The organism is uncultured Megasphaera sp., from assembly GCF_900539295.1.
GTDB lineage: Bacteria > Bacillota > Negativicutes > Veillonellales > Megasphaeraceae > Megasphaera.
Window position 1 is genome coordinate 17,940 of sequence record NZ_UQBH01000022.1, and the last position, 20,200, is coordinate 38,139.

A 20,200-nucleotide genomic window follows, 5' to 3' on the forward strand; every position below is an offset into this window, starting at 1 on the left:
GTTGAATCAGTTCATTTATCTGTTCGATAATATATATGAAATAATCATGCCAACTATGACATTATCGAATTTAAGCCATTTTTTCATATTGATAAGCTAATTGATATTCCCGATGTGTAAAAAATTCGTTACATACTTTACATTCTCTTCATATTTTTTTATGATAGAAGGAGAACTTTTCGGTAATTTTTAATGAAATTAAAAGGAGAAACTTATGGATAGAATTGCCTTTCTGATTTCCGACCTTTCCATGCAGCAGATGGTTCACACCATCTTAGACACATATAAGGAGAAATTAGAACAACACCACTTCATCATCGACGTAGAAATCATCGATTTTCCCAACCTCGTCGCCCAAGCCCACGCCCTGGTCGAAAAGGGAACCAAGGTCATCATCACCACCAGCGGCGCCCACCAGATACTGACCAAGGCCATCGACACCATTCCCATCCTCTGTCTGTACAGCTCGACGAACGACGCCCTCTATGCCCTGCGGGCCATTGCCCCGAATTACAAAAAAATTCACTTGCTGCTCAATGAAAACTTCATGTTCAACAGGGAAGCCTGTCCGCCGGAATTGGCGGAGAAAATCGTATTTTATCCCCGATACAGCCTCGATAAGACTCACTTGGAACTCCTCGAACGGGTGCGGCAGATACCGGTCACGGCCGACACGGCCATCGTCGGCTGTCCCCTCCTGCCCCAAATCGCCAATCCCAGCCAGATGCCGATTTATTCCATCAAGCCCAGCGAATCGACGATGCTGTCGGTTCTGCTCTACGCCCAAGAACTGCTGTCATTCAAAGAAAAGGACAATCAGCAGCTGTCCATGATGTCGTCCATCTTATCCCACGTCACCGACGGCATCATCCTCTATTCCACAGGCGGCTCCATTTCCCATCTCAACAAAAGGGCTGCCGACTTTCTGGGCGTATCGGCGACGACGAAAAATATCCGCGATATCTTCCCCGACTGGGTCGAAGGAAACAAACCGTCCTTCCACGAAACGATCATCCGCCGTCCGCCGTACACCCTCATCGCCAACTCCGACTTCTTTCTCATGGACAGCAGCTCCCACTACATCATGACCCTCCGCGACGTCACAGAGCTGCAGCGACTGGAAAAAAATATCCGCTATAAGCTGACCAAAACCGGCATGACGGCCAGACATCACTTCGACGACATCAAGACCGTTGACGACAACATGAAAAAAGTCATTCAGAGAGCCGCCATTATGGCAGAATACAACGCCCCCATCCTGATTCAAGGCGAAAGCGGCACGGGTAAAGAACTCTTCGCCCAAAGCATCCACAATGCCAGCGACCGCCGCAACGGGCCCTTCGTGGCCATCAACTGCGCCGCCCTGACGACAGACCTCCTCGAAAGCGAACTCTTCGGCTACGTCAGCGGCTCCTTCACGGGCGCCCGCAAAGAAGGCAAGGCCGGCCTCTTTGAAATGGCCCACAAGGGAACGATTTTCCTTGACGAAATCAACAGCATGGCCCCCAGCATCCAATCGAAACTGCTGCGCGTCTTGGAGACAAAACAGGTCATGCGCCTCGGCTCGGACTACGTCATCCCCCTCGACATCCGCATCATCTCGGCCGGTAACGCCGACCTCATCGCCTCAGTCGAAGCCGGCGAATTCCGCCGCGACTTATACTTCCGCATCAACACCCTGCGGCTGAATCTGCCGCCGTTAAACGATCGGCCTGACGACATCCTCTACTTATTCACCCACTTCGTCGAAACATTAAGCCATCAAAAATGCCACCTCAGTCCGTCCTTAAAAAAAGTCCTCGTCCAGCACAACTGGTGGGGCAACATCCGCGAGCTCCACAGCGTCGCCCTGCGCTACTTCATCTTTGGCGACACCTTGGATAAGTCCTACGATGCCCTCTTCGACATTGCCGACCAAAATAAAAAAGACGCCCTCCTCGACACGGCGTCTCTTACCCTCAACATGAAGCAGTTAGAAGTGACCATCCAGCAAATCCTCATCGAAGAGCTTCAAGAAAAAGGCTATAGCCAAAAGGATATAGCCAAACTGCTCAACGTATCGCGGCAGACCATCTTCAATAAGATGCGGCCGTAAGGGCCTCATCGGCATCGGCGCCGGATATTGCTGTTGGGAATATTTAATTTTTGCCGGAACTTGGTAATCGTCCGCCGGGCTATGGTAATATGGATGGCCGAAAAATAGTCGGCCACGTCTTGATCCGAATAAGGATGCTCCTTGTCCTCGTTTGCGATAAGCGCCTGAATTTTCTTCATGATGGCCTTATCGGAAACAAAGTCCTCGTCCTCGCGCTGACGGCTGTAAGCCGTAGCTAAAAAGGACTGCAGCCCGTATACCTTACCGTCAAACAAGGCGTACCGGTTGCGGCAGACGCGGCTTACCGTCGCCGTACTGAGGCCCGTTTCCTCGGCAATGTCCTTTTGGCGCAGCGGCTCCAAGGGCTGACCGTGGAGAAAATAGCCTTCCTGACGGGTCAAGAGACAGGTCATAACCTGTTCAATGGACAAGCGGCGATAGGCCAAAGCCGACGCCAAATCGTTAAAAGCTCTCCGTGCTTTGCGGATATAAGCCAGGGTTTTCTTATCTTTCTGGGCTCCATACTCGGCGTATAAATCATCGCGAAAATAGACGTCGGGAAGCTCTTCCAGCCAGCGGAAAGCCAATGTTCCGCCCTCGTCAAGATAGATTTCGACGTCAGGGCGAATGTAGACTTCATCCTGCTCGATCTGGCCGGCCGGCTGAAGGGACAAAGTCTTCAAAAAATCCCGAATGTCGCGCAAATCCTTATCCGATAACTCCAACCCCTGCTGGATTTTCGACCACTTCCCCCGCAGGAAATCGTCATAGTGCCGGGTCAGGAATTCTTCTGTCTTGGGCGGCCCGTCGCTGCGGCGCCGCGTCTGGATAAGCAGGGCTTCACAAATATTTCGGGCTCCGATGCCCGGCGGATCAAAGGTCTGGACGAGTTCCAGGCCTTTTTCTAAGTCTTCTTCCGAAAGGCCGTAGCCGTCGCCTAAGGACGACAAGTCGCCTTGGAAAAAGCCTTTCTCGTCGAGAGAACCGATGACCAGGCCCGCCGCCAAGAGAATCGGCCGCGGCACGGACACGACGCGGAGCTGAGCCATGAGCTGCGATTCGAGGGACGCACTGCGGCTTTTAATATTGTCGATCGGCTTTTCGTTTTTATCACCGGCACCGCGGACGTCATGGTAGCGGATGTCGAGTAGTGGATTATCCGTTACCTGTTCCTGTAGAAAGTCCATCAACTCCTGACCGTGGAGGGCCAAAAGCTGAATCGTCAGGCGCTGGACCTGCATCAATTTCGTTTTTTGTTCAAGCTTAAGCGATAAGTTTGCCATACATACACCTCACAGCCGAATCTATGCCGGCTGTTTTTTATCGAGTGTCTCCCCCGAAAAAGCCGGTCTTAATCGTCCGGCAGAAGTTCCTGCAAATCGGGGAAGACACTCAGACTCCGCCGCAGGATTCCCTTCATATAGGCAATGGCAATGCCGTAGTTGGTAATAGGAACGGCTTGATCGGCAGCCGTTTTCATGCGGTATCCCACTTCCCGACCGTTGAGCATGCAGCCACCGCAGTGAATGACCAGGGCATAGGGCGACAAGTCTTCAGGAAAATCGCGGCCGCTGGCCGTTTCAATCGAGATGTCTTTACCCGTATACTCCTTCAACCAGCGCGGAATCTTGACCGTCCCGATATCATCGCATTGGCGGTGGTGCGTACAGCCTTCGGCAATGAGAACCTTGTCGCCGTCTTTCAGTTTATCGACGGCGGTAACGCCGCGGACGGCCGATTCCAAGAGGCCCTTATGGCGAGCCATTAAAATCGAAAAGGACGTCAGGCGAATATCGTCCGGCGTATCGGCCGAGACTCTGCCAAAGACCTGACTGTCCGTAATGACCAACGACGGCTTTTTCGTAAAGCAGGACAGGGTATGGGGCAGTTCATCTTCCTTTACGACGATGGCTGCACTGTTGCTGTCGAGGATTTCGCGAATCGTCTGCTGCTGCGGCAGGATGAGGCGTCCCTTCGGAGCTGCCGAATCGATGGGCACGACCAGGACGACCATATCACCGCGGTCAATGAGGTCGCTGACGATGGGAGCCTCGGCGTCAGTCGGCTTCAACCGGGCCAGTTTTTCCTTCAGTTCGTGGATGCCGTCGCCGGTCAAGGCACTGACATGGACGGCATTGTCATCGGCCTCAGCCGCATCCTTCACCAAGTCCGCCTTATTATAGACGATGAGATGAGGCAGGCCCTTGCTCCGAATGAGGGCCAATACTTCTTCATCGGCCTGGGCCAAGCCTTCCGTCCCGTCGACGATGACGACGGCAATATCGGTCTTATTGAGGACCTGCTTCGTCCGGCGCACCCGTTCTTCCCCGAGGGCGCCGACGTCGTCGATGCCCGGCGTATCGATGATGACCACCGGTCCCAAGGGCAGGAGTTCCATAGCCTTGTAAACGGGGTCCGTCGTCGTCCCCTTGGTATCCGATACGATAGACAGATTTTGGCCGGTAACGGCGTTTACGACACTCGACTTACCGGCATTGCGGCGGCCGAAAAATCCGATATGAGTCCGTTCGCCTGACGGCGTATCATTCATCCCCATGCCATAACTTCCTTTCTATACTTCCAGCAGCCGCTGCGCCAAATCGCGGTAGATGCGGCTTACGGGTAACTCGGGATCGCCTTCGACGACGGTCATTCCCTTATTTTCATAATACTGGATTTCCTTGCTGCGGGGAATGTCGGCCACGATGGGCAGGCCGTGTTCATCGGCAAAGGCCTTGACCGTTTCATACTCATCGTCGACGTTGCGGCGATTGAGGATAAGCCCTTTTACCTGAGCGTAACCGCGGCTCTTGAAATTTTCTACGGCTTTAAAGATATTGGCCGCCGCATAGAGGGCCATCTTTTCCCCCGACGTGACGATAAAGATTTCATCGGCATAACCGTCGCGGATCGGCGCCGAAAAGCCGCCGCAGACGACGTCGCCCAAGACGTCGTACATGACGACGTCCGGCGATAGTTTTTCAAAGACTTCCAGCTCATCGATGAGGTCGAAGGTAGCGATGATGCCCCTTCCGGCGCAGCCAAGGCCCGGCGTCGGGCCGCCCGTTTCGATGCAGAAGACGCCGCCGTAACCTTCCCGTCCGATGTGTTCGAAGTCGGGACCTTCTGTATATTGGCGGTAATAATCCATGACCGGCATGACCGGTTCGCCATGGAGCAGATTCAGCGTCGAATCGGCTTTCGGGTCGCAGCCGATTTGGACGACTTTTTTTCCAATCGATGCCAAGGCCGCCGACACGTTAGCCGTCGTCGTCGATTTTCCAATACCGCCCTTTCCATAAATGGCAAATTTCCGCATAGTCAGTCTCCTTCTTATTTCAGTTTATCTTTCATCCATGCCGTAAACGACGGGCCGACAAAAATAGGCATATCGTCGTGATAGTGACGGCCGGAATAGGCTTCGTGAGGCATGGAAATAAATTTATCAGGCTCATCCGGCAGTAACCGAGCATAAATCGGATCGGCAATGACTCGCCGCGCCTTGCGGCATTCCTGACGGATAACGGCTTCGACGCTGGCCACTTCCATATCCTTTAAGAGCCACTGCGGGGCATCGGATAAGGGGCAGAGCAGGCGAACCTTTTCAACACCCATTTCCTTTTCAAGGAAGGCCTTCATCGACCGGAGATAGACCGGTTCGCCGATGACCAGCACGTCGCAGGGCGTGTCGTCGTAAGCCTGTTCCGTCTTCCAAGCATTGAGGTCGGCCAAGGCATACTGAGCCTTGACGTATTCTTCCTCGCCCGTAAGACCGGTCACATAGGAAGAATCTCCCTTCCGCAGGGCTTCGAGCCAATCGGGCGTCCCCTTCTCGCCCATGGGAATGCCGACAACATAGGGAATCCCGTAGGTGTCGCGGAGGTACTGAGCCAGGTAAAAGGCTGTCGACGAGACGACAACATTGACGTCGGCATCCGCAGCCGTCGAAAGGCCTTCCAAAGTATCCCCCATAGACCACGAGCTCTGAATGGTAAAACCGGCGTCGGTCACGATCTGTTTCAGCGTCGTGGCATTGCCGACGACGGAAAAGTCGAGAGGTGTCAGCCCTAATAGGTTGACCCGTTTCGCCGGAAGCTCGGGCTTTTTCGAGGCCGGTTTGACAAACTGCTTAGCCAGCCAAACGTAAGCCCCGCCGGCACCGGGCAGGTAGCTGTGGATGCCGTCGGTGCGAAAACCTAAGGTCGGAAGACCGGTCCGGTCCGCAACTAAGCGCTGGATAGCTTTAAAGTCAGTGCCGATGGCATTTGGCATAGGACTGCCGCCGATGGCGATGAAATAGGGCCGGGCCGCTTCGGCAGCTTCGGCGATGTCGTCGATGAGTCGCTGGTCATTGCCCTGAATGGTATCGATTTCATTGAGGCCTGAAATATAGACCATGCTCTGTGTGTCGTACGACCGCGGTTCGTCGTGCGTATCGTACGTCGAGTTGCAGCCTGATGCATCGTGCATGACGATGAGGCCGCCTAATTCATAAAGGGACGAAGCGATGCCGAACATGTCGACGGCATACGTCGATAAGACGCGCTGTGCTTGTTTCATCCGTGGCACCCCCAGGCTTTTATCTGAATAATTTCCCGCATCTTCGGATTTTCTGCGGCATTGGCCTCGCCGATCCAGTCGAGGATTTTTGAAAGGCCGACGTAACCATAGAGGCCGCTGTTTTCGATGAGGTTAACAAAATACTTCGTATCCGTAAAATAAGCCGCCATCTGACCGATAGCCAGGACCTTGCCGAATTTTTTGCTGTCATCCCGCGGCAGGAGGCCCCGCTTAAAGTGCATGGCCGACCGCAGTTCGAGGTCCGGATATTCCTTCTGCAAGAAGTCAAAGGCCTCCTTTTCCCCCGGTAAAATCTTATCGAGGTAGACGGCATAAACATGGAAGCCGTGGGTCAAGAGGAACTTGGCCAGACCCAAAGGACGCGGCGTCGCCGTGTAGTCGATGGCAATGGGCGTCGAGCCCACTTTTTCGAGGAGGGCCTTCGCCTTGGCTTCGATTTCCTGTTCATAGGCGTCGCAGTCGGGCATGGCAAGGCCGAAGGCGTCGGCTGCAGTCTGCAAATTCTGCCGCAAGACGGCGTAGTCATAAGAATAAGTCAGATAGAGGGCTTCTTGTTTCAAGCGCCGCTTCATGTCCTTGGCCGCCGTCTCGGAGTTTTCCAGGAAATAAATGTTGGCTTCCGATTCGCCCATGGCCTTATACTGCTCGTACGTCTGGCAGTCGGCAAAGTCGTGAATATCGTAGCCGCCGTCGCGAAGCATGACGCTCAATTCATTATCGGCGTCGACCGGATAGTAATTGACGACGTAATTGACGGCCTTCTTTCGCGGCAGAGGCTGAACGGCCCGCATGAGCTGACGGCGACCGAGGACGTCCGGCGAGTAGCGGCGCTGCAGGGTCGGAATCATATAGCCGTCGATGAAGTCGATATCGGGGTAGCGTTCGCGCAGGGTCCCGTAGACGACGTTGAGGTCGATGTGCAGGAAGTGCTGCATGCAGCTCGTAAAGCCTTCGACGCACTTCGGCCGTTCCGGCAGTTCGTCGATGATGTGGGCAATGCCGTCGATCATCATTTCTTCCAGATTGCCCTTGATCAAATTTTCATTGGTCAGGGTAACCATGGAAAAGCGGCCGGCCCCTTCAGGCACTTCATCAGCCGACAAGACGACGCCGTGGAGGCAGCAGGCGCAGCAGACATAAATTTCATGGCAGCCGGGAATGAGCATCGGAGAATGAGCAATGGTCCAATGACCGCGAGCCGGCGAAGCGTACTGCAGGCCGATATAGAAGGGCTTGGGGAAGGACGCCTTGCCAATGGCAATATTGGCCCCATCGGGCGTTACATGGTTATACCGTCGCGCCTGGGGCGGATTGACTTCGTTTTCGTATATCATTCCCGTACCTCCAACTTAACAAATGCGGGGCAGCAATTCACCGCCCGGCGGCGGCAGTAATGTTTCGGCACCGATTTCCGTGCGCATGACGACGCGGCCCGGCTGGTCGGCCGTGACTTCGCCGATGATGGCTGCATTTTGCGAGTATTTTCCCTTACGCAGGACAGCGACGATATCGTCAGCCACATCCCGCGGGGCAACGATGACCAGACGGCCTTCGCAGGCCAGATACAAGGGTTCTAAGCCCAGCATGCCGCAGACGCCGCGGACGGCCGGATCGACGGGGATGGACTGGCTGTCCAAGTGGATGCCGACGTTGCTCTGAGCGGCAATTTCATAGAGGACCGTGCCGACGCCGCCGCGAGTCGCATCGCGGATGACGTGGATGTCCTTGGTCGTATTGAGCATGCTTTCGACCGTCCCCCACAAGGGTGCACAGTCACTGGTCACGTCGGCGTCGATGCCGAATTGGTTCCGTTCGAGAAGAATCGTGCAGCCGTGACGGCCGACGTCACCGCTGACGATGATAGCATCGCCCGGTTTTGCCAGGGTGCCCGAAGTCTGGACGCCGTCCATAATCTGACCGATACCGGTCGTCGTGATGAAGAGATGGTCGACCTGGCCCTTACCGGCAACTTTCGTATCACCGGCAACGATGCGCATGCCGGCTTCGGCTGCCGTTTCGGCCATGGCCTTGGCGTAAGCTTCGACTTTTTCCATGGGAAAACCTTCTTCAATGACGAAGGCACACGATAAATAAAGGGGCTTTGCTCCCATGCAGGACAAGTCGTTTACGGTCCCGCAGATGCTTAATTTACCAATATTGCCGCCGGGAAATTCAGGCGGCGACACAATGAAGCCGTCCGTCGTAAAAGCGAGATTCGTCCCGCCAACAGGCAGGACAGCTGCATCGTCCCCGGTAAACTGGGGATTCGAAAAATGAGCTTTAAAGACGCGGTCGATGAGTTCCGCCGTCTGCTTGCCGCCGGCGCCGTGTGCTAAGGTAATAAGGTCACTCATGGGCATTTCCTCCATATAAATAATAGGCCGAGCAGGCACCTTCGTGGGACACCATGCAGGCGCCGACCGGGTGTTCCGGCGTACATAATTTTCCAAATAAGGGGCATTCCAGCGGCTTGCACTGGCCTTTCAGGATGTCGCCGCAGCGGCAGCCCGGATTGGCTTTGCCGTCCATCTTCGGAATGCTGTATTTCTTACGGGCATCGCAGGCAGAAAATGCCTCCCGCAGCTGTAAGCCCGACTTGGGGATGACGCCTAAACCGCGCCATTCCGAATCGCAGGGTTCCATATATTCGTCCATCAAGGCCTGAGCCGAGCGACTCCCTTCCTCGGTGACGACCCGAGGATAGCAGTTTTTAAAGAAAGGCTTCCCTTGGGGGAACTTAGCCAAGATGACAGCAAAAGCCGTGAGCAGTTCTTTGGCCGTAAAGCCGGCGACGACGCCGGACATTCCTTCTTTAACCATAGCTTCACCGGCCTTGGTGCCCATGACGGCATCGACGTGGCCGGGATACAAGAAGGCATCGGCGCTGCCCTTCATGGCTTCATAGGCCATAGGCATGGTCTTATTGGCCGTCAACAGAGAGAAATTGGTCAGTCCGTCAGCCATCGCCTGCTTGACGGCCAGGCACGACGGAGGTGTCGTCGTTTCAAAGCCGACGGCTAAGAAGACGACTTCTTCATCGCGATGATTTTTGGCGTATTCGTAGGCATCAATCGGCGAGTAAACGATTTCAACGTGAGCTCCCTTACTGCGGGCGTCGGCCAAACTCATCGACGTGCCGGGAACGCGGACCAAGTCGCCAAAGGTGCAGATGGTAACGCCCTTTTCAAGGGCCAGCCACAAGGCCTGATCGATATAACCGACGGGCGTAACGCAGACCGGGCAGCCCGGTCCTGAAATGACGTCGACCTGTTTCGGCAGGATCTGGCGAATGCCGAGGCGAAAGATTTCGTGGGTATGCGTCCCGCAGACTTCCATAATGCGGATTTTCGGCCCGTCGTAATTCTGAATGATATCGAGAGCCGTCCGCTTCTTCCCTTCTGCCATCAATCTAAGTCCTCCAGAATGTCGTCGGTTTCATCGGCATCGTTATTCGTAATCTTGGCGATGGCCATGCCGGCGTGAACCATGACGTAATCGCCGGGATCCAATTCATCGATCAAAGCTGCCGATACTTCCCGTTTCGCTCCGGACGCATCGACGAGCGCCATTCCATTCTGTATTTTCATAACACGTGCGGGTAAACCTACACACATGATAACCCCTCCTTCATCTATTTCAAAGTATCGTGATACATCGCATATATCGCCTGTCCCAGGGCAATGCCGCCGTCGTTGGGCGGCACCAGGCTGTGCTTCAAAACCGTAAAGCCCCGCTGTTGCAGTGCTTCGTCGCAAAGGCGCAGGAGCAGGCGGTTTTGGAAGACGCCGCCGCTTAAGGCAGCCGTTTCAAGTCCCGTTTGACCGCGTACAGCTTCGCAGACACCGACGGCCATGCCGGCCAATCGGCAGTGAAATTCATAGGCAAGCTTATGGGGATCGTCTCCGGAAAGGCGTTTTTCAACGAGCTCTTTAACCAACGAAGCCGTCGGCAGCAACAGCCGTCCGTCGCCTTCAATGGGTTCAACAGGCTCGACATCAATGGGACCGTGTTCGCCTTCCCACTGCTCCCCGGCAAACTGCAGCGTCATGGCCGACTGACCTTCAAAGGTCGACGACCGGCAAAGGCCCAAAATGGCACTGACGCCATCAAAGAGGCGGCCGGCACTGGTCGAGATGACGCTGTTAATCTGCTGGTCCGCCAGGAAAAACTGAGCCGAAAGCTCTTCCGGCCGGCAGAGGTTCAAGGTCTCGACGATGGTCGAAACCTCCTGCCGATCTGTCCACAATCCATCCACAAGACTGACGGCAATGCGCCAGCCCTCTTTGGCCGATATGTCGCCGCCGCGCTGCCAAAAAGGCTCGATGGAAGCGGCACGGTCAAAGCCGTTAATACGGCTGACTAAGATTTCACCGCCCCAAATCGTCCCGTCGCTGCCGTATCCCGTCCCGTCAAAGGAAAGGCCGATGACGGGCTGTTCATAGCCGTTTTCAGCCATGCAGGACAGGATGTGGGCGTAGTGGTGCTGGACGGTCACGACGGGAAGGCCCGATTCGCGGGCCACGGCCGCCGTGTTGTACGCCGGATGGAGGTCGCAGGCCACGACCGACGGCGAGGCTTCCAGCAAAGCTGCCATGCGCTGAACCGATTCACGCAGGGCCTGAACGGTGCGTATATCGCTCATGTCGCCGATATAGGGCGACGGATAGAATAAATTATTGCGGCCAATGCAAAAGCAATTTTTGAGCTCACCGCCGATGGCCAGCACGTCTTTTCCCTGCCCGTTCCCATAGAAGAAAGGCAGCGGCGCATAGCCCCGCGAACGGCGAATCATATAGGGCCTGCCGTCGTACCAGTCCATGACCGAATCGTCAGCCCGCAGGCGGATTCGTCGGTTGTGGGACAGGATGATATCCGCCAGACCGGAAAGTTCTTTACGAGCCTCGTCATCATTGTGACAAATGGGCGCGCCGGACTCATTGGCACTGGTCATGACCAAACTGTCGACCATGGTCAGGCCGTCGTCATAGGTAAAGAGCAGGAGATGCAGCGGCGTATACGGCAGCATGACACCGATGGACGGATTGCCCGGCGCAACAGACGGCGCCAACGTCTGGTCGTTTCGCTTCGGCAGCAGGATAATCGGCTTTTGATGCCCGTCGAGAACATCTTCTGCCCCGTCGGGAATGAGGCATTCCCGGCGAACGGCGTCGACGTCCTTCATCATGATGGCAAAAGGCTTTACAGGCCGCCCCTTCCGCTTGCGCAGGAGGGCGACGGTCGCTTCGTTTCGTCCGTCGCAGCAGAGGTGAAAACCGCCGATGCCTTTAATGGCGACGATCTTCCCGTCGAGGATAGCCTTCCGGGCCGCCGTAATGGCCTCGCGCCCCCGTTCGGACCGGTCCAAGAGGTAGACCTCAGGGCCGCAGTCGTTGCAGCAGACAGGCTGGGCATCGTAGCGCCGCGTTTCGGCGTGGGTATATTCGTACTCGCACGCCGGGCACATGGGAAATTCCCCCATACTCGTCCGCTCCCTGTCGTAGGGCATGGAATCAAGAATCGTCAGCCGCGGCCCGCAGGCCGTACAGTTGATAAAGGGATGGAGATAGCGGCGATTTTCCTTGTCAAAGAGCTCTTTCTGACAGGCCTTGCAGATGGCAATGTCCGGCGACACGAAAATATCGCCTTTTTCCCTGGCGCTCTCGATAATCGAAAAATCATCGTAGGCCGGACTATCAATCGTCGTCGTAACGACCTTCAAAATCGACGAACGCTCAGGCGCCTTCTTTTCCAGGTCTTCATGAAAAGCGGCCAGATGCGCCTCATCACCTTGAGCAATGATTTCCACATAAGAGCCCTTATTGCAGACCGAACCGAAAATCCCATTGGCATCGGCAATGCGGCTGACAAAAGGGCGAAAGCCGACGCCTTGAACGATGCCGAAGACACAGATCCGTTCGCTCCTCATCTTATCCCCTCCCGGATACGGCAAAATGCGGAAAATCTACGTATTGGCCGTGGAAATTCGGCAGCGCCCGGCGATAATACAAGTCGCCGAGGATGAGGTCAAAATTATCATTGTCGGCAAGGTCCCGCAAATCGTCTTCTTCCTTCAAGACGACGTGATTTTCATACCGCGCTTCGGGCTTATCCATAAACCACGACGCCGTCATTACACGTGCGGCTCCGGCTTCTTCGGCCATGGCCGCCATAGCCGAGGCCGCCGCCTGCTGATGGATGACCAAAACATTCTTTCCGGCAAATAAATTATCGTCGAAGTCGACGACGGCATCGAGGCCGAAGTAATGGAGCTCATAAGGCGTGCCGAAGGTTTCCTTTAAGTACTGGGCCGCCTTAAGGCCTGCCGGCGACACGACCATATTGAGAGTAGCCTTGCCGGCATTGCGGTAATCGTCGATTTCGTCAAACAATAAAATCTGCTTCCAACCTTCTTCGGCCAGACTCTGACTGATCCATTCGATATCGCCGGGATGCATGAGCTCTAAGGGGACGGCACCGAGGATTCCGACTGTATCGGCTTCCGGTTTCAGACTCTTATCGACAAAGGCCGGGAACAAGGCTTCATAAGCATGTTCAATGCCCTTATCGTAATAGTCCATGCCCGTCGTATCGATGGTAATGACCGGCAAGTCGAGTTTCTTTTCTGCCATTCGCTTGAGAGCCCGGTAATCCGTCCCGATGACGGCCGGAACCGGCGTGCCGACGATGGCCGCAAAGGAGGCGTCGATTTTTTCGGCAGCGTCGCAAAGCTTTTCAACGAGTCTATCGTCCCGGCCGAGAATGGCATCCATATCGCGCAGTCCGGCGCTGAATACGGCGCTCTTTCGGCCACTGAACCAGCGAGGTTCATCAAAGCCGCAGATATTGCCGGCACAGCCGCCGGCGTCGCAGATGACGACGATGCCGTCTAATCCATAGAGAACAGCTGCCGCCCCGGACTGATCCGGCGCAAAGGGCGATATATATTTCCATAAACCTCTCATCGTTTCTTCCTTTCCAAGAGGACTTCTTCCAAACGGTTCAGCAGGGAAACGACCCCGGCATAGCCGAAGGGCTGAATATCCTCGTCCCAATGAAGGTGGGCAGCCTGTTCGTGATAGTATGCAGCATCCTTACCGATGGTCACATCGATGGATACATCATCGCCTTCGTAATACAGCATGGACGGCGATAAATTGGAGTACACCTTTGTGTCCGGGCTCAGTTCCGCCAAATGGCGAAGGTAAACGAAGTCGTCCGGCCCGAGGTTGGCATAGATTTCGCGGACGACGAAGCCGTAGCGCGTCAGAGCCAGGGCCATTTCATAGGCGTTGCCGTTCTGCATCTCGCCGATGGCAACGGTCGTACCGCTGTAATTTTCCTGCATCCGATGGACGACGGCCCGTGCCTTTTCCAGCCAAGGCTCATCATCAATGGTCACGTCCAAGGCTTTGGCCAAGGCCTGATACTGGTTGTGAATCTGACTGACCTGATAGAGGCGAGTCAATTCGATGCTGGGAATGCCCAGGCGCTGTTCCAAGTCCTGAGCGGCCAGCCGCGATTCAGGATTGAGAACAAAGTTTACATTGGCCCGAGCCATGGCCTTGTAAGCGGCAAAGTCGGCACAGCGGGAAATTTCATTGATCTGGTTAAACCCGATGGCCTTTAAAATATCGTAAAACTCGCAGTCGTCCTGTAAGGGCGAAAAATAGCCCAAGAGGTTGACCGTCCGCCGCTGACGGGGTTCCTTTTCCAAGAGGGAATAAATGGCCCGTCTGACATCGACCATCGGCGGCTTGCGCCCTTCCCGCGTCAAAGCGTACATATAACAGGGCACGACGGGCAGTCCCGCAGCCTGTTCCGCCTTGCGGCAGACCCGTTCCATATCGGTCCCCAATAAGGCGTCGACACAGGTCATGCAGACCATGACGACCGACGGCTTTTCCGGCAGGCTGTCGACGACTTCGCAGACGGCCTGGGGCATTTTCTTCAGATGACGGCCGGTGACGATGTCCGTTTCATCCATGATGTAGAAGAAAAATCGATCGCTGTAGCCGCCCATTTCACTGAGGATCGTCGTATTGCGTCCGCAGCAGCCGGGGCCGATGAGAATCATGACCGAGCCGGGAATGGAAAGGCCCGCCCGCTTTACCCCGAAGCCTTGGGCACCGGGTGAGTTAAAGGCCAGCGCTGCCGGCGAATTATAGATGAGGTGCGTCGACGTGATCAGCTCTGCCGGAATATCATTCCGACCGCGAGCCACTAAGTCCTGCACCGTAATGGCAAAAGGTTTTCTTTCTGTCATATTTAATCCTTGTCTTCTAATAATTTTCGAGCCAAATCGAGGAAGGTCTTGCTGATAGGAAGGTCCGGATTGCCTTCGATAACGGTCTGACCCAATTCTTCATAACGGTTGATATCGTCACTGCGGGGAATATCGCCGACGATGGTGAGGCCGGCCTTTTCGGCAAAGGCACGAACTTTAGCGTCTTCATCGGGAATATTGCGGCGATTGAAGATAATGCCTTCTACCTTGGCATAGCTGCGGTCGGCAAAATTGGTGACTGCCGTATTGATGTTGTTGGCCGCATAGAGGGCCATCTTTTCACCGGATGTGACGATGAGGACTTTTTCCGCATAGCCTTCCCGAATGGGAGCGGCAAAACCGCCGCAGACGACGTCACCTAAGACGTCATACAAGACGACGTCCGGCTTATACGTTTCAAAGAGGCCCAAATCTTCGAGGAGGGAAAAAGTGGCGATGATGCCTCGGCCGGCACAGCCCAGCCCCGGCGTCGGTCCCCCCGTTTCAATACAGAGGATGCCGCCGTAGCCAATGCGGGAAATATCTTCAATCGACTCGGGATCTTCGTCGTGCTCCCGGAGGTAATTCATGACCGGCAGCAAAGGTTCGCCGCCGAGGAGATTGAACGTCGAATCCGCCTTGGGGTCACAGCCGATCTGAATGACCCGTTTCCCCAAATAGGCAAAGGCAGCTGCCAGGTTGCTGGTCATGGTCGACTTGCCGATACCACCCTTACCGTAAATTGCAATTTTCAGCATACGACCCTCCTACTGCGGCAGAGGCGGATAAATCGTCTTGGTGCTGACTTCCGGAATCATGCCGATTTTACCGGACATGGCGCTGATGACGTCTTGGGGCGCATCGACGATGATGCTGATAACGTTGATGTCTTTATCCTTGTACGGGACACCCATGCGACCGATGACGTACTGACCGTATTCATGCAAAATTTCATTCAATTTCGTTGATTCATTGCGGTTGCCGACAATAATACCGATTAAAGCGACTCGCGTTTCCATAAGGTCTCCTCCTTAATAAACAAAAAAGGTTCTGTGTGAAAGCACAGAACCTTAGGATAATCACTATGTGCTTTCGCCTCGCCTGCGCAGACAGTCCTTTGCAGAAGAGCACGGAGGCTCATCGATGAAGTTTTCCGTCAGACATGCCTTACGGATCACTTGTTTACCCCATTATTATAACAGATTTAGTCTAGTATTGCTATTGAAACTCTTGGCAAGTTTAGGCTTCTTTGTCCTCTAGAAACGCACGATAATTTTTATAGAAATCAGCCTTCGTTAAATCCTTTTCCCAAAAGGCAACGACGACCGTCGCCATGCAGTTGCCGCAGACGTTGCAAATCGTGCGGATCATGTCCAAGATACGGTCGATGCCAAGCAAAATGGCGACGCCTTCCGTCGGAAGATTGAAGGCCGCAGCCGTGGCAGCGACGACGATGATACCGGCACCGGGAACGCCGGCAATGCCCTTTGTCGACAGCATGAGGGTAACCATGACCAAGAGCTGCTGTTCAAGGGGCATCTGAATGCCGTAGAGCTGGGCGATGAACAAGATGCCGGCCGAACTGTACAGCGTCGACCCGTCGAGGTTGAAGGAATAGCCCGTCGGCATGACAAAGGTAACGATCGGCTTAGGAACACCCAGGGCTTCCAAACGCTTCATGGCACCGGGAAGGGCGGCTTCACTGCTGGCCGTCGAAAAGGCTAAGAAGAGGATGTCTTTCAAAGCGTGGATGACGCAGAAAAAATTGATTCGCGTAAAAGCACTGGCGATGAGGGCCACGATACAGATAAACAACGTCGTCGCGCCGGCTACCGCTACGATGAGTTCGCCCAAGGGAATGAGCATGGCAATGCCGTAACTCCCGACCGTATAGGCAATCATGGCAAAGACGCCGAGGGGCGCAAAGTGCATGACATAGGCCGTTACCTTGAACATCGCTTCGGCTACGCTCTGACAAAAATCGACGATCAGCTCGCCCTTTTCACCGATATGAGCGACGGCGACGCCAAAGAAGCAGGCGAAGAAAATGATTTGCAGCATATCCTGACGAGCCATGGCGTCGATGATATTACTGGGCACGATATGAACGGCATAGTCGACGAGGTCGACGCTGTGCTGACTGGCCGCTGCCGCATGAGACGCATTGGCTGCCGAAGCCGACAAGGTAACGCCCACACCGGGCTCTGCTAAATTCATGACTAACAGGCCGATGGCCAGGGCGATGGTCGTCGCAAATTCAAACCAAATGATGGCCTTGCCTCCAAGGCGTCCGAGCTTCTTAAAATCGCCCGTGCCGGCAATCCCCATGACAAGGGTACTGAAAATAAGGGGGACGACGATCATCTTAATCATCCGTAAAAAAGCATCGCCAACCGGCTTCAGCTTGTCTCCAAAATCAGGAAACAAATATCCGACTAAGGCCCCAATGGCCAAGCCAATCAAAATCTGTGTACTCAAACCAATTTTTCGTTTCAAACCGCTATTCTCCTTCTTTCTTACAATATTTTGTTCTAAATAATTAAAAGTATATCCCCATCGACCGTATTGTGCAAGTTATTATATATACCGTTTACATTATCAAAATATAACTTCTTGACATAGAGAATGGAGACATCTATAGTAAAGAGAGAATAGGAGTTGATACCATGATTTGCCCAACCTGCGGAACAGAACTTCGTGACGGCGTCCTCATGTGCCCCATCTGCGGCACCAAGCAGGAAGTACCGGCACCGGTCCCGCCAAAAAACATACAAAATAACCCGAAGATCTTTACTAAGACTCGGGTTATCAGTGTCGTGATCGTCCTTGCACTCATCATTTTCGGATTGTGCAAAGTATTCTTATTTAACTAATTTATATGCGAAAAAGAACGGCGTCATCGTCAATGAAAACTCCGTTGTTTTCCATTTCTCCGGAAAAACGGTCCATTCCAATGGCAGCCTGAACCCCCATTAGGGTATTGCGGAAATGAAGGGTCCCTTGACTGTATCGTTCGCCGTCAGCCCCGTTAAACGTATCGAGGTCAGCGCGTTCCAACAGCATTTGCCGAACATCATCCGATAAATCGCCCCATCTCATCCCCAACAAGGTTCGAAACAACATAGCCAATCAATCCTTTCGTATAAATTTATAAGCATATCCCGTGAATAAGGGCAGAGTGTGTTCTCACAAAACACCTTTGTCCTTATTTCTCTTTGTATTTATTATATAATTTCACAATAAGAAAAGTCAATCCGTTAAGTGAAATTTCGACGTGATTTATGCATACAAATTAAGAATAGCAAAAGGCCCTGCTTCCCAAAGAAGCAGGGCCTTTCACAAAGAGGGAGGAAATACTATTTGTTGATTAAGGAGTTGACGAGTTTCTTCAATTCTTCAATCTGATCCTGCTGTTCCGATACAACATTTTTCAGATCGTCAATTTCCTGAGCCATAACCGTCTTGGACGGATAAGCCTTCGTTTCCCCTTCACCAATTCTCCAAGTTACACCGGCATTAATCATGTTTTCACCGCCGCCGTAAGACGTTCCGATGCTGAACATCGTGTCGAAGTTCGGACGATAGAAAGCACCGAGGGCGATGGCATTAGCCCCGCGGTAATTACCGACACCGGCCGTGACTTCCCATTTCGCATCCGGGCTGAATTCCAGCGGATGGAGGGCTGCCAAAGCGGCTGCACCGGCACCGACGCGGTTTACACGATTATCCAACTTGTTGACACGGTTGTTGATCTGATTCATGCCCGTGCCCAGGTTGTTGATTGCGCGGTCGAACTGGGTCTTGTTGATGGCATCGGTCGGTTCGGAACCTTCGCCGATGTTCTTAATAACATTACCACCCATGTTGACGTTGTTGTTATTGATGGTGATGTTCTTCGACGAATCTTCGTTTACAATCGTCAGGCCGTTATTGTTGATCGTCGTGTTGCCCGTCGTGACCGATCCGGTATTGATGGTGTCACCTTCGATGATGGTCTGGTTGTCGCCAGTACCGATAGTGATCTTATTGTTGACTTCAATACTGTTCAGGCCCTTAATGTCTTTGGACAACTTGATGTCAAAACCAGTCTTGTCGCTGTTGTTTACTACACCGATGTTACCATCAGACAATTCGCCGGTAGCTCCACCTTTGAGTTTCATGGGGTCTGTATTCTTAACCGTTACTAAGCTACCTGCATCAGATCCGCTGTCGCTTTCGAATACTCGGCTAGAAGATTTAACGGCCGTATCAATGTCGCTGATTTGGTCGGCAATGTCCTTCAACTGACCTTCCGTAGCGGCACGATTTTCAACGACGCCTTGATTTTCAGGATCCCATTTCGTATTGTCAAGGCCCGCGAGGAACTTGCCGCTCTGCGAATCCTTGGTATTATCAGACTTCGTGCCTTCGACCGTCTGGTTGCCCATGACAATGCCGCCATTAGCCGTGTCACCAATGGTGACTTGACCATTTGCACCGTCAACGACGACCTTATTGGCACCGTCACCGGCTGTAATCTTAGCGTCGTTACCATTGATGTTGACCTGGTTTGCTGCCATGTCGCCACCGAGGGTAATGTTGTCGTTCAAGGAAACCTTGTTGTCTTCGCTGACAGTAATATTCTTGCTGCCTGTAACCTTATTGGCTTCAATACTACTGTTAATCGTTTCATAAACGGAGTTCAACTGATCTTCCGTAGCTGCACGGCCGCTTACGAAACCGTTAGCCTTCGGATTCCAAGTCGTATTGGTCAATCCGGTGATGTACAACCCATCTTCTTCAGTTTTACCCATAGTGTTTTTCACACCAGTCTGGTTGGCAATGTAAATGCCTCCGCTGGCTACGCCATTTGTTACAGTACCTCCGATACGAGCACTGTCGATGCCCGTTAAGTCTTTAGCCAACTTAACCTTCAGGTTGCCATTATCTTCTACAACACCAATATTATCGGTTGCCGTGAGTTTATCTTCGTCTACGCCACCAACAACCTTGAGCGTTTCACCGTTTTTCTTCGTAATTTCAGTACCGTCATCACCGGCAAACTTCATATTAACGATACTGTTTTCACCGGTAATATCATCGGTAGTAGCAATTTTATCCACAGTGAACTTTTCACCATCGTTGCGGGTAATCGTCAAGGTATTTCCGCTAAGAGAAGCACCATTGATGAATTTGTCCGTAAGACCGCTCACGGTTACAGTACCTACGGTACCATTAGTATCCGTGTTCAAGGTGATGGTACCGGTTCCATCAGTACCGTA

The 20,200-nt window shown here is 53.5% G+C and carries 18 protein-coding genes; 2 read left to right on the plus strand and 16 right to left on the minus strand.

The window, feature by feature from the left end; translation table 11 throughout:
• The first annotated feature begins 214 nt into the window (after positions 1 to 214).
• The gene (locus tag QZQ46_RS07910; protein ID WP_296828635.1) at positions 215 to 2,095 is read left to right on the plus strand and encodes a sigma-54-dependent Fis family transcriptional regulator; all 1,881 of its coding nucleotides are present in this window, start codon (positions 215 to 217) and stop codon (positions 2,093 to 2,095) included.
• 5 nt (positions 2,096 to 2,100) lie between these two features.
• On the opposite strand, the gene rpoN is transcribed toward QZQ46_RS07910, so the two are convergent.
• The 14 genes from rpoN to QZQ46_RS07980 form a co-directional block, all read right to left on the minus strand.
• Positions 2,101 to 3,378, minus strand: a complete 1,278-nt coding sequence (rpoN, locus tag QZQ46_RS07915) for an RNA polymerase factor sigma-54 (RefSeq protein WP_296828637.1) — start codon at positions 3,376 to 3,378, stop codon at positions 2,101 to 2,103.
• A 68-nt stretch (positions 3,379 to 3,446) separates the two neighbouring features.
• The gene (gene hydF, locus QZQ46_RS07920; protein ID WP_296828639.1) at positions 3,447 to 4,652 is read right to left on the minus strand and encodes a [FeFe] hydrogenase H-cluster maturation GTPase HydF; all 1,206 of its coding nucleotides are present in this window, start codon (positions 4,650 to 4,652) and stop codon (positions 3,447 to 3,449) included.
• A 15-nt stretch (positions 4,653 to 4,667) separates the two neighbouring features.
• Positions 4,668 to 5,414, minus strand: coding sequence for a nitrogenase iron protein NifH (locus tag QZQ46_RS07925; protein WP_296815353.1), 747 nt, complete (start codon positions 5,412 to 5,414; stop codon positions 4,668 to 4,670).
• A 14-nt stretch (positions 5,415 to 5,428) separates the two neighbouring features.
• Complete coding sequence (locus QZQ46_RS07930) at positions 5,429 to 6,655, minus strand: nitrogenase component 1 (protein WP_296828642.1); 1,227 nt, start codon at positions 6,653 to 6,655, stop codon at positions 5,429 to 5,431.
• Positions 6,652 to 8,010, minus strand: coding sequence for a nitrogenase component 1 (locus QZQ46_RS07935; RefSeq protein WP_296828643.1), 1,359 nt, complete (start codon positions 8,008 to 8,010; stop codon positions 6,652 to 6,654). The genes QZQ46_RS07930 and QZQ46_RS07935 overlap by 4 nt, the downstream gene beginning before the upstream one ends.
• Positions 8,011 to 8,025: 15 nt before the next feature.
• Positions 8,026 to 9,030, minus strand: coding sequence for a hydrogenase expression/formation protein HypE (hypE, locus tag QZQ46_RS07940; protein WP_296828645.1), 1,005 nt, complete (start codon positions 9,028 to 9,030; stop codon positions 8,026 to 8,028).
• Positions 9,023 to 10,081: a hydrogenase formation protein HypD gene (gene hypD / locus QZQ46_RS07945; protein ID WP_296828647.1), complete on the minus strand. Its 1,059-nt coding sequence runs from the start codon at positions 10,079 to 10,081 to the stop codon at positions 9,023 to 9,025. The genes hypE and hypD overlap by 8 nt, the downstream gene beginning before the upstream one ends.
• Positions 10,081 to 10,290, minus strand: coding sequence for a HypC/HybG/HupF family hydrogenase formation chaperone (locus QZQ46_RS07950; protein ID WP_296828649.1), 210 nt, complete (start codon positions 10,288 to 10,290; stop codon positions 10,081 to 10,083). Before QZQ46_RS07950 ends, hypD begins: the two co-directional genes overlap by 1 nt.
• Before the next feature lie 17 nt (positions 10,291 to 10,307).
• Positions 10,308 to 12,602, minus strand: a complete 2,295-nt coding sequence (gene hypF / locus QZQ46_RS07955; RefSeq protein ID WP_296828651.1) for a carbamoyltransferase HypF — start codon at positions 12,600 to 12,602, stop codon at positions 10,308 to 10,310.
• A gap of 1 nt (position 12,603) precedes the next feature.
• A complete protein-coding gene (locus tag QZQ46_RS07960) occupies positions 12,604 to 13,638 on the minus strand; it encodes a nitrogenase component 1 (protein WP_296828653.1) in 1,035 nt (344 codons plus the stop codon).
• Positions 13,635 to 14,939, minus strand: coding sequence for a nitrogenase component 1 (locus QZQ46_RS07965; RefSeq protein ID WP_296828655.1), 1,305 nt, complete (start codon positions 14,937 to 14,939; stop codon positions 13,635 to 13,637). Before QZQ46_RS07965 ends, QZQ46_RS07960 begins: the two co-directional genes overlap by 4 nt.
• Before the next feature lie 2 nt (positions 14,940 to 14,941).
• Positions 14,942 to 15,697 carry an AAA family ATPase gene (locus tag QZQ46_RS07970; protein ID WP_225068550.1) on the minus strand — a complete coding sequence of 252 codons (756 nt, stop codon included), beginning with the start codon at positions 15,695 to 15,697 and terminating at the stop codon, positions 14,942 to 14,944.
• A 9-nt stretch (positions 15,698 to 15,706) separates the two neighbouring features.
• Positions 15,707 to 15,958: a TM1266 family iron-only hydrogenase system putative regulator gene (locus QZQ46_RS07975; RefSeq protein ID WP_065360324.1), complete on the minus strand. Its 252-nt coding sequence runs from the start codon at positions 15,956 to 15,958 to the stop codon at positions 15,707 to 15,709.
• Between the two features lie 220 nt (positions 15,959 to 16,178).
• Positions 16,179 to 17,435, minus strand: coding sequence for a dicarboxylate/amino acid:cation symporter (locus QZQ46_RS07980; protein ID WP_226870259.1), 1,257 nt, complete (start codon positions 17,433 to 17,435; stop codon positions 16,179 to 16,181).
• Positions 17,436 to 17,605: 170 nt separating this feature from the next.
• On the opposite strand from QZQ46_RS07980, the gene QZQ46_RS07985 reads away from it, so the two are divergent.
• Positions 17,606 to 17,812: a zinc ribbon domain-containing protein gene (locus tag QZQ46_RS07985; RefSeq protein ID WP_287770959.1), complete on the plus strand. Its 207-nt coding sequence runs from the start codon at positions 17,606 to 17,608 to the stop codon at positions 17,810 to 17,812.
• 1 nt (position 17,813) lies between these two features.
• Here the strand turns inward: QZQ46_RS07985 and QZQ46_RS07990 are convergent, their stop codons facing one another.
• Both QZQ46_RS07990 and QZQ46_RS07995 read right to left on the minus strand, forming a co-directional pair.
• A complete protein-coding gene (locus tag QZQ46_RS07990; protein ID WP_287770961.1) occupies positions 17,814 to 18,062 on the minus strand; it encodes a hypothetical protein in 249 nt (82 codons plus the stop codon).
• Between the two features lie 233 nt (positions 18,063 to 18,295).
• On the minus strand, positions 18,296 to 20,200 hold a 1,905-nt coding region (locus tag QZQ46_RS07995), incomplete at its 5' end, for a YadA-like family protein (protein WP_296828661.1).